Here is a 15,991-nt window from a genome sequence, read left to right on the forward strand (position 1 = left end):
AACATCTTATTCTACCTCCTGTGCAGAAGGCTCTTGTGCTTTAATTTCCTCTAGCTTGTTAGAAGACATGTTGATATACTCATCATTTCCTGATAATGCACCAATCAATGCACCTCGGACCACAATGCCCTTCATTCTGTTTTTCTCATCAACAACGGCAATCGGAATGTTCGCATCAGACACCGCATCAAAGATCTCTGTCAAATACGTAGATTCCAACACTGTCGTAAATTCTTTATCGAGAACCGTTTCAAGCGACGCTCCCGTTTCTGCTGCTTTCTTCGCTGCTTGGGCAGAAATGACACCTAATAAATGCTTTTTCTTATCTACCGCATAGATAGACGAAATCCCAAGGTTTTTCATGAGCGTAAGCGCAACACGTGCCCCTTTATCAATCTGAACTGTTTCTGCACGTTTCATAATATGACCAGCGGTTAATACTTTAGAAAGGTCAACATCTTCAACGAAGCGTTCAACATATTCATTCGATGGGTTCATCAGAATTTCTTCTGGTGTTCCGATTTGAACGATATTTCCGTCCTTCATGAGTACAATGCGGTCACCAATACGAAGCGCCTCATCTAAATCATGGGTAATGAAAATGATCGTTTTTCCTACAGATGTATGAAGCTCAAGCAATTCATCCTGCATATCTTTACGAATTAATGGATCTAGTGCGCTGAATGCTTCATCCATTAATAAAATGTCAGGGTCATTTGCTAACGCACGTGCCAATCCAACACGCTGCTGCATCCCACCACTTAATTGATTTGGATATTGCTCTTCAAAGCCTTCAAGTCCAACAAGCTTTAAAGATTCAAGCGCTTTTGGTCTGCGCTCTTCTTTATCGACACCTTGCAATTCAAGACCATACTCAGTGTTCTCAAGAATTGTACGGTGCGGGAACAATGCGAAGTTTTGGAAAACCATGCTGATCTTTTTCCGTCTGACTTCACGCAATTGATCCTTTGACATATTTGTTATCATATCCCCATCAATATATATTTCACCGGAGGTTGGTTCGATTAACCTGTTTAGCATCCGCACAAGTGTGGACTTTCCGCTCCCTGATAGCCCCATGATGACAAATATCTCGCCGTCATACACATCAAAATTTGCTCGATTGACACCAACTGTTGCGCCGGTCTCTTTTAGGATCTCTCTTTTTGTTTTCCCTTTTTCAAGCATTTGAGATGCTTTTTTAGCATTTTTACCGAAAATTTTAGATACATTATTTATCTTGATTTTGATATTTCTCTCTTCAGAATTCATATTTTCCCTCCAAATTAGCATCTTTATAACCGTAACATAAGCGTTATGATGCGAACAATCTTTAGAATTCGCTTATTTCCCCACAATATGTATGAATTCCATATAGAGGTCTGGTCATTAGAGTTTATACGCCGTATTACTCGTAAATCCTATAGAATGCTTCATAAACTACATATTTTACGGGGTATTTCCTCTCATCAGACAATATTTTACTGGAAATTCCTAATTGTGCTAAAAAATAAGTCGAATCCTCGTCATAGCGGTTTTTTGAATCATGGGCGAACCATTCCCCTTAACAGGATTTACCCGAAAATGGTCACATAAAAACCTTTTTCCTCAAATTTTATTTAAATTCATAAAAAAACTGCCTGCAACTTTAGTTACAGACAGCTTGTTTTTTTAGGACTCTAGGGCAGCCCGCTTAATATTATCTTGAAGCTCAAGCATACGTTTTGTTCCATCTTCGCGTAATCGCTTGTTCTCTTCTTCAATCTGTTTCGTCTCTTTCATCCCTTGTACAATTGTATTAAAGGAAGATTCGATCGTTTCAATGTCGATGCTTGGACGGCCAGATAATTTGGCAATCTCCACACTTTGACTTGAAATGTTTTCAGCATTTCGTTTCAGCATTTCATTTGTTCTTCTATCCAGCTCACTCATAGAATCAGCCACAAGCTTTTGTCTCTTCGCTGTAACAGCTTGAATGATCCCATTTTTGAAAATTGGAATCGTGATGATGAAGGCAGAGTTGATTTTACCGATTAATTTCGTATTCCCACGCTGAAGCAAACGGATTTGCGGTGCCGTTTGAAGCGCCACCATTCGTGCCATATCAAGGTCATACACACGCTCTTCAAGCGCTTGAATGCCATTACGAAGCGTATCAAGCTCCATTTGTGCCAGCTGGTTTCCACTAGCTGCTTTTTCTTCATATGAAGGAACCAATTGCTTTAATTCTTCGATTTTCATTTGACCGGCTACGACATACTTTTCCAGCTCCAAATAGTATTGAATATTATGCTCATACATTTCTTCAAGCGTCACAGTCGATTTGGTCATTTCATCTTTATATTTACTAATTTCCACATTAATTTTTTCAATTTCTGCACCGAGCGTTTGATATTTACTAAAAATCTTTTCGATCATGCTGCCGCCCCGCTTAAAGATTTTTGACAGCAAACCACCCTTCGGTTTGTCAAAATCATTTTTATCAAAGCGATCCATAATCTTACCAAGCTGCGTCAGCATTGTTCCTGAGTCAGTAACGCTTGTTGAACGCATCATTGAAAGGATACGATCAGAGAACTTAGAGATTTCAACGGCTGGCTGTTTACCGTATTCAAGCAGTTCCAGCTGATTTTTCGCATCGATCTGTCTCGCAATATTTTGCACTTCTGGTTCATTTCGAAGCTGAACGCGAATATCGTCTGCCTTCTCAATCGTGATTTCCTCTTTATCAATTGAAATGATGTCATTTCCGTTTGTATTTGTCATAAGCTTTGATCTCCTTATCGGTTTTTAATGGATTGAAATAACTTTCTAACGATGGACGGCTCTTTAAACTCCTGGTTCATGACCATCTCATCAAGCCAATGGGTATCAAATAATTGGTCATCGATATACCGTTCGATACACTGATATCCCGCTGGATGATATACGAAAAGATCCACACCCATTTCATTTAGGAAAATCAGGGCGGCCGCATCAGAACGAGTCAGCTCCCCATTATATTCCGTATGGTATAAAATCACTTTCGGTACGGTTTGTGCGTAATCAAAGGTTTGAATCAGTTCAATGAGATCCTGGCTTAAATGCAGAACCTGCTTGAATAAATAAATACGGACATCTAGTTCGGTTTCATTGCCTTCTTTTAATAGCTTCGGATGCTGACAGATTCGAGATATCGCCTCTGCTATCGCACGCTGCGTGCCCTCATATAGATGAGAAAACTGCCACACATTGCTTTTCATTAATAAGTCAGGATCAATCTCTCCATTAGAAGAAAGTGCATGCTGATAATGAAATTGATAATTCGAAGTCACTTCTTTCGTAAAAGGAAAATGGCGAATGGTCTTCGTCTCTTTCCCCTCCATTAACGTGTGAATGCGATCCCAGTATTCACGCTTGTCTCGTGTGACACCCATCATTTTCGCAAAGAGATTTGGAATCTGTATCGTGTCCCGGTCTGCTTTAAAATTCGGGCGGATAAAGGATCGTTCCTTTGCAATTAAAAACAGCTCATCATACGTGGTCTTCAGCGTAATAGAATGAGGAGTATGATCTCTGAATTGCCACGGCTTATACAGCATTGAATCTTCCGTGTGAAGCACCTCTTCAAGCTCTCTTGTCGAGCGGTACGCCACCGTTGATTTCCTCTCAGGCTTTTCAGTAGGGAACGGCTCAAGCTTTGAAGTCCCCGGGTACTGATCAATAAAAGTCAGCTTTTCTTCTGGATCTAATTCGCGGAACGAATCCTCGCCTTCTGGATGAAATAGCACAACATCACAGCCAATCAGCATGACATAGTAAAGAAAATAAAGCTGACTTTTATTCGCCTCTCCATACCAAATGACAGCCGGCATTTTTTCTTCGATATTGACTTCCTTCAGCCATGGACCTAAATGGTTATTTGAAAACTTCACGACATCCAGCAGGACCCGGCGGAAATCAGGATGCTGAAATCCACCCTCGTGCAGCTGCTTGAAATGCTCAAATACCTTGATCAATGAAAGACGGATATGCCGGTTCATCACAGGGTTTGGATGGCGTACAATCAGCTGTTCACCATCTAAAAAAGCAACAAAGCGATTCACGGACAATCCCTTTTCTTCTTGGTTAATCAAATGAATGCGCTGCAGCGCTTGAAAATGCTCCGGCTCAATATGACGATTGAGTGTTTCACTTAAAATATGCATGCCGTCTGTTTCGTATAATTCATGTAAATAAATAAAATAATCGGTTGCATCATGCGGAGTTCCAAGGACCCGGGCGGCGAGACGCGGCAAGGACAACATATGCTCGTCCTTTACATAACCGTCTCTTTCAGGGAGCGGCTTTTTCAGCACGTTTTTCCAGGCTTCCTGCTCCGCCCGTGTATGGGTGACATTGATTTCTTTATAACTCACGCCGCTCCTTCCTTTCTCCTATATTTTCTCGAAAGCTACTACTATCATATCATTCAGCCTTCTACTTCTGCTATCGAATCGAAGGCTTTTTTGCGTTCATCATCTGCTCGATGACACAAGCGGTGATTTCATCCGCTGCGGCCATGCCAGATGCTGCTGTCGGCTCAAGTGATGGGTCAAAGTCCAGAACTTCTCCATGTCTTGGGGCAAAGCCCATATCTGATTGACGAATGAGCCCTGCATCTAACAGAGAATCACCCGCACCATAGACGTATTCAAGCTGCAGCCTGTCCTTTAGAAAAGCAACAGCATCCCACTTATTAAGCGGCTGTGGAATAAAATAAAGCTTCCGTCCCTGAAGAGAAACCTGCCAGCCTCTCTCCTCGCCCCACAGCTTCAATTCAGCAAGCGGAATGTGAGATAGATACTCATCTTTCATAATCAAATAAAGAAATCTTCCCTCTGCTGTACGGGTACGCTTCACCCATGCCGCAACTGGAAGCTCGGAGATCGCCCTCAGCATCTCTCTGACTGGCATACACTCCCTAAGTCTCTCATCAACAATGGCCTGCCAATCCTCAAGCGGCTTGCCATGATGAAGAATACAGCCCCCATTTGTTGTCACGGCATACTCCGGTTTAAGCTCTTGCTCAAAGAAGGTGATTCGTTCATACTGTGCGGTTGTTCTTGTCGTCACTGGAATGAACCAGCCTGATTGATGAATCGTCTGCAAAGATTTTTTCGTTTCAACAGACATATAGGAAAGCGGCCGTTCGTCCAGCACCTCAACTAAATCATACTCTCCTTCATACGCATACTGGTCAAGCACTCGATGTGAGTAAATCAGCGTCCTGTCTAAATCACTGGCAAATGCAAATGTCTTCATGACGTTTGCTCCAGCGGACGAATTAACCCACAGCACGTGTAAGACATATTGGCATATTCAATGACAGGAACACCTCTGTCCTCTGCCAAAAGCAAGATATGCTTCAGCTTCTCCTGAGATCCAGGCTGAATCAAGATTTTCCAAGGGATTCTTCTAAGCAGCACACGGGTCGTCTCACCAACTCCCGGCTTAATCAAATGGGTATTTTCAATTTGAAACTCCTGACCGATTGCTTCAATGGATGCCATTCCCCGCCAATCTGCCGGCGTCCCTTGCGAGAGTATGGTTTCTGCTTTCTCTTGTACATTTGGTCCGAGGCTTGAAAATGCTTCTTCAATTGTATCCACATATAGATTGGACACATCCTCATCAAGCAGCTCTTTATAATACTTTGCCCCATGGAAATCATCGGCATTGATCCAGCGGTTGTTTAATACCGTACGACTGACAAGCCCTGATACTGTCGAATTCAAGCAGGCACTTGGAATGAGAAAGTCCTCCCTCGTTCCGTATACATGTGTACAATAGCCGGGGTCTGCCAGCACAGCCAGCTCACTCGAGAGACGTACACCATACTTTTTTTCAAAATCAAGAACAGCTTTTTGGAGCTCTTTCGAAATCGCCCCTTTTCCAGTCCATCCATCGATAAAAGCAATTTCAAAACCTGGATGTTCTTTCAGCATGTAATGCAGTGCATTCTCGTCTATTCCGCGGTCGCGAATAATAGAGATGCTGTAATGAGGCAGATCGACACCATACGTCTTTCGAATATATCGTTTGATCAGCACCCCGATCGGTGTCCCCGCACGCGCCAAACTGCAAAGCACGGTTTGGAAGCCTCGTTTCTTCACAATCTGTTCTGCTACAACAGCTACTGCTTCTGCTACCTTTTCCTTACTTTCTTCAAGAGATTGATAGAATAAAGTCATATAAGATGCCGTTGGTTTGTACTCAATTGGCAGCATTTCTGAATAATGCGCACCGCTCTGAATCGAACGCTCCCGCTCCTCTGTACTTTTCTCCATCTCAATAGAGGATAAATCTTTGAGTAAGAAGGTTACATCCTGCTCTGGATAGCTCCCCATCTTTGTATACACATTAGCCATTCACCTTCACCTCGTCTGATAAAGTCACAATATGCACATGCTTCACATGCCGCTCAGCAAATAAGTGAACAAGCGGAAGCAATGCCTCCTGAGAGACCTTTTTCTCAAAAAAGAGAAATACATCATCATATTCACCTTTTGGAATGTTGTACACGTAGTGCTGAATTCGGGCATCCTCTGGATTCATAAAGGTAAACCCATTTTGGACAGCGTATCCATCCTTTTCGACTGGGTGAATAGGGCTTCTCGTTGTTGAATGAAAGAGAACGCCTTCCCCCATGTGTGCAGACAGTCTCATCGGCACATACATCAGCTCACCTGTCCCTAAGCAGAGTGTTTGTTTTCCTTTGCGTTCCTGCCGCAGCTTCAATCCCGCTTCAGCAGCTGCTTGGTCGAGCGCTTCCGTATCTGCTGCATTTAAACCAAAACGACCCGTTTCATGTATATATGGCGAATGACCAGCCGAATTTGCTGCATGAGAAAGTGAATAGGGCACCTGCTTAAAGAAAGATTGAAGAGAGTGAAAAGAGAGACTTGGCTGCTTCTCTTGCTCCGCAATCTCATACGAATAAGCTGGCTCATCAAGCGTTTTGCCTCGAAAAATCATCTGCCCTTTTAATAAAGACAATGATGTGATGTGAATTCCAAGCTCCTCTTCAAGCTGGCACATGGCTTTCTCATGCTCCTCCGTCCGCCAGTCCAAAATGGAAAGAATGGTATAAGAATGCCTTGGATACTTTGCATGAAGGTCACGAATGATGTTGATATTGGTACGGCCTGTCGTGACTTCATCATCTACTAACACGATGGGGCGGTCTGTGCGAAGGAATGCTTCGTCTGCATAACAAAGCTGATCTGTTGCATGCGAATGTTCTTCTTCAAATACCAATGACGGGTCAAGATCCAGCAGCTGTTCACGTGTCGTATGAATGTATGATGCGCCTTCTATCACATCATACACACCATGTCCAAGGGCTGTTGCCGTTTCCGCAAAGCCGATGACGACAGGCTTATTGCCAGCTGAAAGCTTTTCTTCTTTGAGTGTTTCATAGGCTGCCGTTAACACCGTGTGATCATCCGTCTTGAGTGCCTCTACAAGAAGATCTTGGTGCGGGGGCGTCTTTCCCGTTTGCTCTTTGGCATATGCCATCGCTAAAAGACCCGAGACAAGGAGCGGTTTTACTGGATGAACAGGAATATGCTTTCCAAGCACCTTACTCACGAATAAAAAGGCTCTTTTTTTGTTCACCCTTGCCGCCATCTCAAAAAGATGCTCTTTTTCCAGCTGGAGCGCACCTTCTTTGAGATCAAGCTCAACCTCCATATGTTCCAAGATGTTCAGCGTATGCCGCTTCTGATTCTGTGAGTATGTCGATATAGCTTCTATTTTCATGAAACACCCCGTAAATGTCTGACTTAATTAATATGTGCTCTGCCCACCTGTAATGCGGCTTTGTTTCATTCATCTTATTAGAGAAAGCACTCTTCATCACGCCAACTGTGCCGTCGGCATGTTCCAGAATGCTTAATGCATCCAAGTACTCTTCCTGTGTCACAACGTACATGCTTTGCACTGGCTTGAGATGTGTGGGATGGATCACTGTCTTTCCATGTATGCCGTTGGCTACATCGAGTCTTGTCTCTTTGAGTAAACCTTGTACGTCATCGAATTCAGATAAGGACAGCTCACCGCCCTTAGAAAGCGCACGGATGAATGGTTTTTGTTCCTTTCTTGCAGGGCCAAAATGCTCCCATACAGCACCTGATACAACAAAGGAACGGCCAAAATAATTGATAATATCTGTGATCAAATCAGCAATCAATCTGATTTCATAAATGGTGGTGTCGCGATCACGGCGAATGCCATATAAGCCGCAAAGATCCGTTGCCCCAATACGAATATTCAAAATATATTCTTCATCATTCAGCATGATCTGCTTTAACTTAGACAGCACCGTATATCTTGTTTCTTTTTCTAATAAATCGGGTGTTTCCAAAATGGGCATACCGTACAGCGTGGTCTTCGTTTGTGCGGACGCCTGTTTCAAGCTGTCCAAATAATCCTTCGCATTATGAATAGAACACTTTGGAAATACAAAACCCGTCAATAAACGAAGAGATGGACCAAGCAAATCTGCCATTTTGAGCAGCTGCTTCGGCGAACGAACCCGAATAAATAAAAGCGGCATTTGTTCAGCCATTTCAGGTGTATGCGTTAATTTGTCCGACAGTTTGGCGAGTTGTACCACTAGATTCTGTTCAGCCATTTCCACTTCTTGATCACCGATGGCATCCTCTAAACAAAATACAACAGAGCAAAGCGCTTCATATTTCTGCGACAGCAGCATGTCTGCTATATCCTGTCTAGTCGCAGGCATATACAAAGTAGCACCTAATGCATGCGCAAGTACGTGCCTTGGCGTCATCAAATGCATCGCCCCCGGCCGTTTGAAAAAAATATCGTGCTGCCTCGCCTCTGATAAAAACTGAAAATACCGCATGCTGTGCCACCTCCTGTTGTTGAGAGAAAATCGAACAAATGACTTGATGATTCAAAAAAGGATGGAGCCGCTAATCAACTCCATTCCTTTTTGATCGTCCTATTCTTCTTTTGAAGCCGCAGCTTCGTTTGTCACTTCTTGATGTTTCTTTTTATTGATTTTATGAACGATAAACGTTCCGATAAATGCTAGGATAATAATCGCAAAGAATACAAGATGCGGAATTTCAATGTGAGCAGCACTCAAGCCCATCTTGATGGCAATGATCCCGATGAGAATAAACGCTGTATTCTCAAGCTCTGGGATACGGTCAATGAGAACAAGGAATAACTGCGCGACTGTACGCATCATGAGAATTCCAAGCATTCCGCCTAATAGTAGAATCCATACTTCCTCAGATACAGCGAATGCTGCAAGAATACTATCAACCGAGAAGGCAAGGTCCATAATTTCAACAGAAATAACGGTTGCCCAGAACACACCAAAGACTCGAATCAACCAGCCTTCTTTTTTCAGTTCCTTCGCTTCATCATCGCCGTCACCTAACCAGAAGTGCTTAATAACAAGCCATGCTAAGTAAGCAGCTCCGAGGACCTTAATCCACCAGAACTTAATAAGCAGCATCCCTACGCCAATGAATAGAAAACGGAAGAAATAAGCGCCAATTAATCCGTAGGTTAATGCCTTTTTACGCTGCTTTTCTGGTAGATGTTTCACCATCACAGCTAATACAAGTGCGTTATCTGCTGATAACAATCCTTCAAGCACGACAAGAGTCCCAATAAGCCCCCAAGAGACAGGGTCTGTTAATACCTCTGCCCACATATGCCAATCAAAAAACGAGGCATATGTATCCAACATATGTTTCAAAATGTCCAACTGGTTTTCCTCCTATAAGTGTAGAAGCATCAGCAGGCTTTCGCCTGCTGCTATTCTTGATCACTGTTTCTTTCTCACTTAGGAAAAGGCCCTCATATGAGCTTTTGACAGCATCTCTTGAACTGATTTGTTTCTCTTATTTACACTTCTAACCCATAATTTTGACAAAGAGCTGCAAGTCCGCCAGAGAATCCGCTTCCGATCGCGTTAAACTTCCAATCACTTCCGTGTCGGTACAATTCACATACCACAACAGCTGTTTCAATTGAGAAGTCTTCGCCTAAATCGAAGCGAATCAATTCTTCCCCGCCCTCTTCATTTACAACACGAACAAATGCATTAGAGACTTGTCCAAAATTTTGGCTGCGCGCCTCTGCATCATGGATCGTAACTGTAATTCCGATACGATCAATGTTAGCAGGAATTTTCGAGAAATCAACGAGAATTTGCTCGTCATCTCCATCTCCTTCACCCGTACGGTTATCACCTGTATGAGTGACACTGCCGCTCGGATGCTGAAGGTTATTATAGAACACAAAATCTGTATCTTGCTGACAACGATTGTTTGCATCTACCAAGAAAGCCGAAGCGTCCAAATCAAATTCGGCTCCGCCAGAATATTTATTCGTATCCCAGCCAAGACCGATCATCACTTTCGTCAGCCCTGGGTTGGTTTTGGTTAAATCGACACGTTGTCCTTTTGAAAGCTGAATCGCCATATTCGTATCTCTCCTGTCTTTGAAAATAGGAAACTATTGCGTTATCCGATATCTAAGCCAAAGTCCGTTGCAATGCGGGCAAGACCGCCTTGATAGCCTGATCCGACAGCTGAGAATTTCCATTCCCCGCCATGACGGTATAATTCACCTACAATAATGGCTGTCTCAATTGAAAAATCCTCTGCCAAATCGTAGCGAATGAGTTCTTCATTCGATGCTGCATTTAAAATACGTACATATGCGTTAGACACTTGTCCGAAATTTTGACTGCGCGCTTCTGCATCATGAATTGTAATGACAAATGAAATCTTTTCAACACTTGCCGGTACAGCTGCAAGGTCAACATTGACCTGCTCGTCATCTCCGTCCCCTTCGCCAGTGCGGTTATCGCCTGTATGTACGACACTGCCGCCTCCGCCAGTTGTTTGGTTGTAAAAGACAAAGTCAGATGGAGAGCTTGCTTTACCTGCCGCATCTAAAAGGAATACACTTGCGTCTAGATCAAAGTCATGTCCGCCGTCATACTTATTGACGTCCCAGCCAAGACCGACGACTACTTTTGTTAAACCCGGATTCGTTTTTGTTAAATCAATTTTTTGACCTTTCGCTAAAGAAATTCCCACTAGGAACCTCTCCCTTCTGTTTAAATATAGTTTCTCGTAATATCTGCAAGCTTCGCATCATTTGTACCATTTCCAAGCGCCGCAAACTTCCACTCATTCTCATGGCGATAAAGTTCCCCGACGATTAACGAAGTTTTTCCTGCATAGTCATCTTTTAAATTATATTTCACTAATTCTTGATTGTTTGAACGATCAACGATGCGAATGTAAGCATTTTGAATCATACCAAAGTGTTGGTTTCTTCTAAGGGCATCATAAATGTTCACGACAAACACCAATTTATTCACATTACCCGGCACCTTGCTCAAGTTGACGAGGACTTGTTCATCATCTCCGTCTCCTTCACCAGTCAGGTTGTCACCTGTATGCTCAACACTGCCGCATTTGCTCTTTAGGTTGCCAAAATAAATCAAATCTTTATTTTCCGTAAACTTATCATTTTTCAGCATGAGCACTGAAGCATCACAATCAACATCAGCGCCGCCTCCGCCGCCAAACAGCTTTCCTAAAAATCCGCCGCCTTGTGATACAGGGTCCCAGCCAAGTCCAACAAGAATATTCGTCAGCCCTGTTTTCCCTTTTGTTAAATCAATACGTTGACCTTTTTCTAATGTAATCGCCAAATCAATCACTCCTCCAGCATAATAAAAATCTATTTATTAAGCGATGGACCCTATTAAAATCATCATACATGAAAATTCGACAAAATTCATGAAATGACATTGGAGCCTCTTACTCTTTTTTCTATTTACTAGTATATACGATCTATGTTCAAGATAGGTTTCAAACACTTTATATTTTTTTAACGAAAGATGCACATTGGAAATGGTTCATGTCGTTAATGAAGTGTTTCATGTGAAACATTGTCGAAAGTTCCCGATGAACAGCTCTTGCTGATAAGGAGTGTATTAATGTGGTTTCATATGTTGATATAGAAAAGATAAAAGCAAAGGATAAACCCTTTCGTTTCCTTCCACCTATGGATTTCTTTATACTTATATTCAGCATGTTGATGAAAGGATGTTGATGATGCCATCACTTCATATATTAGATCAAGTCGCCATCCCTAAAGGTCAGTCTGCTCAGGAGACATTGATTCATACAACGCAGCTGGCTCAGCTGGCTGAAACGCTTGGGTATGAGCGCTATTGGTTCGCTGAACACCACAGCACAAGAGGGCTCGCTAGTACAGCGCCTGAAATATTAATGGCTCATATTGCGGCTCATACAACGACCTTGCGTACCGGATCTGGCGGTATTTTACTTCCTCAGTACAGTCCTTTTAAAGTAGCAGAGGTCACGCGGCAGCTTGAAGCCCTTTATCCTGGACGGATTGAGATTGGTGTCGGCAAATCTCCAGGCGGGATTGAAAGGACGAGGCTCGCTTTGACGGACGGCGTGCCTAAAGATCTGTCTCAGTTTGACCGCCAGCTGAAGGACCTTCTTTTTTACTTATCAGACAGCCTGCCTTCTGGTCATCCGCATGCAGGCGTGAAAGCTGCTCCGCTTGTTGATGCTCATCCGCCGGTTTGGCTGCTTGGGCTGGGAGAAAATAGTGCCATGCAGGCGGCGGAGCTTGGAATCAACTATATTTTTGGCCACTTTATCCATCCTGCACGCGGCACACAAGCATTTGAGACGTATCGATCACACTTTTCTCCATCTGTGTTTTCTAGGCAGCCACAATCTATGTTTGCCGTCTTTGTCATCTGCGGTGAAACAGATGAAGAAGCAGACAGGATCGCCAGCAGTACAGATTTATGGCTGCTTCGTGTTGAAAAGGGACTGGACAGCCGCGTTCCTTCTATAGAAGAAGCAAGCGCCTATCACTACACCACACAGGAAAAGAAAAAAGTGCTGCAAAACCGCCAGCGGATGATTGTCGGCTCGAAGAAAACGGTGAAAGAGCAATTACAGACCTTGATGGACCGCTATCAAACGGATGACATCATGATTCTGAACAATTCATTTGATCCGATCGAAAAACAGCGTTCCTTCAAGCGAATAGCAGAATTATTTTGAAGCCAGCTTTCCAGGCTTCTTTTTTACATTGTCATAAAAAATGGGAAATGTAACATCAAGATGTCAAAATCCTTCCGTCTGTCATCTGATCGCAAATGTGTCTTCTAATCGTTAGCGAACTGTAAACGCATAAGAGGTGTACCTTTTATATAGTAGAGGTACATATTCAATGAACGGTTTACAACGCTGAGAAAGAAGGAGATGACAGACATGAAAAAGAGACTCGATTGGGTTGATGCAGCTAAAGGAATTGGCATTCTGCTCGTGGTCATGGCGCATGTGCCCATTCCAGATTCGCTCAAGCAATTCATTTACTCTTTTCATATGCCGCTTTTCTTTTTACTATCAGGCATGATGTTTCGATCATCCTCATCCCCTGCTTTGTCATTTATTCAGAAAAAAGCCAAAAGCTTACTCTTGCCCTATCTCTATTTCTCCATCATTACGTATGTATTTTGGTTCTCCGTTACCCGTTTTTTCGCATTCAAGGGACAAACGGATATTGATCCTTTCGTTCCGTTTACAGGTATTTTCATATCCAATGCAGATGAAGCAAGACTCACACATAACCCAGCGATTTGGTTTTTAACGACGCTCTTTTTAGTGGAAATTTTATTTTTCTTTATGCATCGTCTTTCTAAAGGAAAACCCGCTGCCGTGATCTTGCTGACTGTTCTTTGCGGAGGTGCTGGATATGCCTCTACCTTGCTTTTAGATCAAAGTCTTCCTTGGAACGCCAATGTCGCCTTGACGGCTGTTGTGTTTTATTCGATTGGATTTTTAGCAAAGCAATGGTTTGTGGAATTAAAAACAGATCCAACCCTTCTTTTATGTACAGGTCTGCTTGTGCTGACGGCTTACATGCAAAGCTTTAATTCACGGATCGATATGCGCGTCAACGACTACGGTGATCTCTTTATTTTCTATGCATGTGCTCTGCTCGGTTCAGCTGCCGTGATTTATTTAAGCTTTAAATTGAAAACATCCCCTATTTTGACGTATCTAGGACGTAATTCTATTGTCATTCTTGTCTTGCAGTTTGCCGGTATCGATATCATGAAAGCATTTGTTTTTTATGGACTCGGTATCAATATTGCTGATACAGCACAGCTCTCTTGGACACTTTTTTATACGATCGGCACATTGCTGCTCATGGTGCCATGTATCTCCTTCCTGAGCAAGTACCCGATGCTGCTCGGCAAACCGGCCAAAGCCGCTCAACGCTACGAACAAAAAACATCCGCCGGCTGAACAGGCGGATGTTTTTTGGATTAATCATTGATTTGAGAAGGATAAAGTGTCATTCCACCATCTACAAATAAGGTGGTGCCTGTGATATACGCCGCTTCCTTAGAAACGAGGAATGCAGCAGCGGCCCCAATCTCCTTCGGTTCACCAAAGGTTCTCATCGGAATTTTCTCAAGCTGCTTTTGTTTTTTCAATTCATCCTGTAAATCATCATTCGATTCGGTTGCCATGGTACCCGGCGCAATCGCGTTGATTCGAATACCTGCTTCGGCATAATCAAGAGCCAGCGTCTTCGTCATCATATTCATTCCGCCCTTTGAAGTGGAATAATGAACGTTGAACGGGCGCGGAATTTCCTGATGGACACTGGAAATATTTAAAATAGATCCTTTGATGTCATGCTCCATCATATAGGCGAGCGCAGCCTTTGCGCCTAAAAATGCACCTGTTATGTTCACATCGATGACGTTTTGCCATTGCTCCAGCGTCATCTCATGCGGCAGCACTTCTTCGCCGTTGAAGCCTGAATTATTGACGAATACATCTACTGTACCGAAATGCTCCAGTGCTGTATCCATGATGGCTTGGATGCCTTCCTCTTTGGAGACATCTGCGTGTACTTTCACCGCCCCACCTCCGTGCTTCTGAATGGCTTTTACGGTCTCTTCGGCTCCATCTTCATCGCCTTTATAATTCACAACCACATTCATTTCCTCTTGTCCAAACCGCAATGCGATCGCTTGTCCAATTCCTTTTGAAGAGCCTGTGACAATAGCTGTTTTCCCTTTTAAATCTTGATACATCTTCATTTCCTCCATTCACGTGCTTCATCTTGCTGATACACAATGGTTACCCATTTTGGAAAAAACAAAAACACAACCCTCTGCATTTGTACTCTAAGAGGGTTGTGCGTTTCATCAAGCTAAAAGGTGTTATAAACATTTTCACACGTTTCGGCGGTTGGCTGATAAAAGCAATGCGACTTATACCTTGCCACAAACGGCTGATTGTACCAAGTCGCTGGACAATCGCCAGGCGGTTTAAAATACCAAAGGCTGAATTTTGCCGGCCAAAAACGTTCTCCGTTAATATTTCTCCGCGCAAGTGTTTTTTCCGTTTCTCGTGCTCGCTGATAGAAGTAACCATGCGTGACCGCTTCAAATGCATGCTCCTGATAAATCATTTGTGGAATCGTACGCAGCCCTTTAAAGTCAGAGCAGTTGGCACGCAAACGATTGATGCCCACGTTTCCTACGAGCAGCATCCCTCGCCTCCCTTCACCTTCTGCCTCCGCTCTCAGCAGTCTGGCCATTAAATCAATATCAGAGCTTGTCGCTCTTACCACTGCCATACATCCACCTCCAGTTCGTTTCTCTTTTATTTTATGTAGCGTTTCTGTGTAGATGACTGCCATTTTGACATGAAAAAGCACGTTCAGTGTCGGCAGCCTGTCTAAATTTGCTGGACATGTGTCTCGCTGCCAACAACACTCAAACCAAGTGACCATATACATAACAGGAAGAAATATTCATTACTATATACTCATTTACAAGTCATAAAAATCCTTCTAATTGCGACATCATCTTCAAAAACAGTCATTTGAACCTATT

15 protein-coding genes are annotated in these 15,991 nt (G+C 43.1%); 2 read left to right on the top strand and 13 right to left on the bottom strand.

All coding sequences use genetic code 11. The features are described 5' to 3' along the window. Window positions 1–6 precede the first annotated feature (6 nt). The 11 genes from opuAA to JJ692_RS00610 form a co-directional block, all read right to left on the bottom strand. Window positions 7–1,272, bottom strand: coding sequence for a glycine/proline betaine ABC transporter ATP-binding protein OpuAA (opuAA, locus tag JJ692_RS00560; protein ID WP_024424349.1), 1,266 nt, complete (start codon window positions 1,270–1,272; stop codon window positions 7–9). Window positions 1,273–1,671: 399 nt separating this feature from the next. Then, window positions 1,672–2,766: a toxic anion resistance protein gene (locus JJ692_RS00565; RefSeq protein WP_206534119.1), complete on the bottom strand. Its 1,095-nt coding sequence runs from the start codon at window positions 2,764–2,766 to the stop codon at window positions 1,672–1,674. A 14-nt stretch (window positions 2,767–2,780) separates the two neighbouring features. Next, entirely contained in the window at window positions 2,781–4,397 is a 1,617-nt protein-coding gene (locus JJ692_RS00570) for a YceG family protein (protein WP_206534120.1), read from the bottom strand. Window positions 4,398–4,467: 70 nt separating this feature from the next. Then, window positions 4,468–5,283 carry an HAD family hydrolase gene (locus JJ692_RS00575; RefSeq protein WP_206534121.1) on the bottom strand — a complete coding sequence of 272 codons (816 nt, stop codon included), beginning with the start codon at window positions 5,281–5,283 and terminating at the stop codon, window positions 4,468–4,470. Beyond that, window positions 5,280–6,389, bottom strand: coding sequence for a cysteine protease StiP family protein (locus tag JJ692_RS00580; RefSeq protein ID WP_024424352.1), 1,110 nt, complete (start codon window positions 6,387–6,389; stop codon window positions 5,280–5,282). The genes JJ692_RS00575 and JJ692_RS00580 overlap by 4 nt, the downstream gene beginning before the upstream one ends. Beyond that, window positions 6,382–7,713: a phosphoribosyltransferase family protein gene (locus tag JJ692_RS00585; protein ID WP_206534446.1), complete on the bottom strand. Its 1,332-nt coding sequence runs from the start codon at window positions 7,711–7,713 to the stop codon at window positions 6,382–6,384. The genes JJ692_RS00580 and JJ692_RS00585 overlap by 8 nt, the downstream gene beginning before the upstream one ends. Then, window positions 7,703–8,890: an HpcH/HpaI aldolase/citrate lyase family protein gene (locus JJ692_RS00590; RefSeq protein ID WP_103132611.1), complete on the bottom strand. Its 1,188-nt coding sequence runs from the start codon at window positions 8,888–8,890 to the stop codon at window positions 7,703–7,705. Before JJ692_RS00590 ends, JJ692_RS00585 begins: the two co-directional genes overlap by 11 nt. Before the next feature lie 99 nt (window positions 8,891–8,989). Then, on the bottom strand, window positions 8,990–9,769 hold the full coding sequence (locus JJ692_RS00595) for a TerC family protein (RefSeq protein ID WP_024424355.1): 780 nt from the start codon (window positions 9,767–9,769) through the stop codon (window positions 8,990–8,992). Window positions 9,770–9,909: 140 nt separating this feature from the next. Further along, on the bottom strand, window positions 9,910–10,488 hold the full coding sequence (locus JJ692_RS00600; RefSeq protein WP_007498343.1) for a TerD family protein: 579 nt from the start codon (window positions 10,486–10,488) through the stop codon (window positions 9,910–9,912). A 41-nt stretch (window positions 10,489–10,529) separates the two neighbouring features. After that, the gene (locus JJ692_RS00605) at window positions 10,530–11,111 is read right to left on the bottom strand and encodes a TerD family protein (protein ID WP_024424356.1); all 582 of its coding nucleotides are present in this window, start codon (window positions 11,109–11,111) and stop codon (window positions 10,530–10,532) included. Between the two features lie 20 nt (window positions 11,112–11,131). Then, complete coding sequence (locus JJ692_RS00610) at window positions 11,132–11,734, bottom strand: TerD family protein (RefSeq protein ID WP_024427228.1); 603 nt, start codon at window positions 11,732–11,734, stop codon at window positions 11,132–11,134. Between the two features lie 406 nt (window positions 11,735–12,140). Between JJ692_RS00610 and JJ692_RS00615 the strand changes: the two genes are divergently transcribed. Then, the gene (locus tag JJ692_RS00615) at window positions 12,141–13,133 is read left to right on the top strand and encodes an LLM class flavin-dependent oxidoreductase (RefSeq protein ID WP_044333581.1); all 993 of its coding nucleotides are present in this window, start codon (window positions 12,141–12,143) and stop codon (window positions 13,131–13,133) included. A 210-nt stretch (window positions 13,134–13,343) separates the two neighbouring features. Continuing rightward, on the top strand, window positions 13,344–14,384 hold the full coding sequence (locus JJ692_RS00620) for an acyltransferase family protein (RefSeq protein ID WP_024424359.1): 1,041 nt from the start codon (window positions 13,344–13,346) through the stop codon (window positions 14,382–14,384). Between the two features lie 20 nt (window positions 14,385–14,404). On the opposite strand, the gene JJ692_RS00625 is transcribed toward JJ692_RS00620, so the two are convergent. After that, window positions 14,405–15,184 carry a glucose 1-dehydrogenase gene (locus JJ692_RS00625; RefSeq protein WP_206534122.1) on the bottom strand — a complete coding sequence of 260 codons (780 nt, stop codon included), beginning with the start codon at window positions 15,182–15,184 and terminating at the stop codon, window positions 14,405–14,407. A gap of 119 nt (window positions 15,185–15,303) precedes the next feature. Further along, window positions 15,304–15,732 carry a cell wall hydrolase gene (locus JJ692_RS00630; protein WP_024424361.1) on the bottom strand — a complete coding sequence of 143 codons (429 nt, stop codon included), beginning with the start codon at window positions 15,730–15,732 and terminating at the stop codon, window positions 15,304–15,306. Between the last annotated feature and the right edge of the window lie 259 nt (window positions 15,733–15,991).

Source organism: Bacillus sp. 3a (genome assembly GCF_017161885.1).
In the GTDB taxonomy this organism is placed as follows: Bacteria; Bacillota; Bacilli; order Bacillales; family Bacillaceae; genus Bacillus; species Bacillus safensis.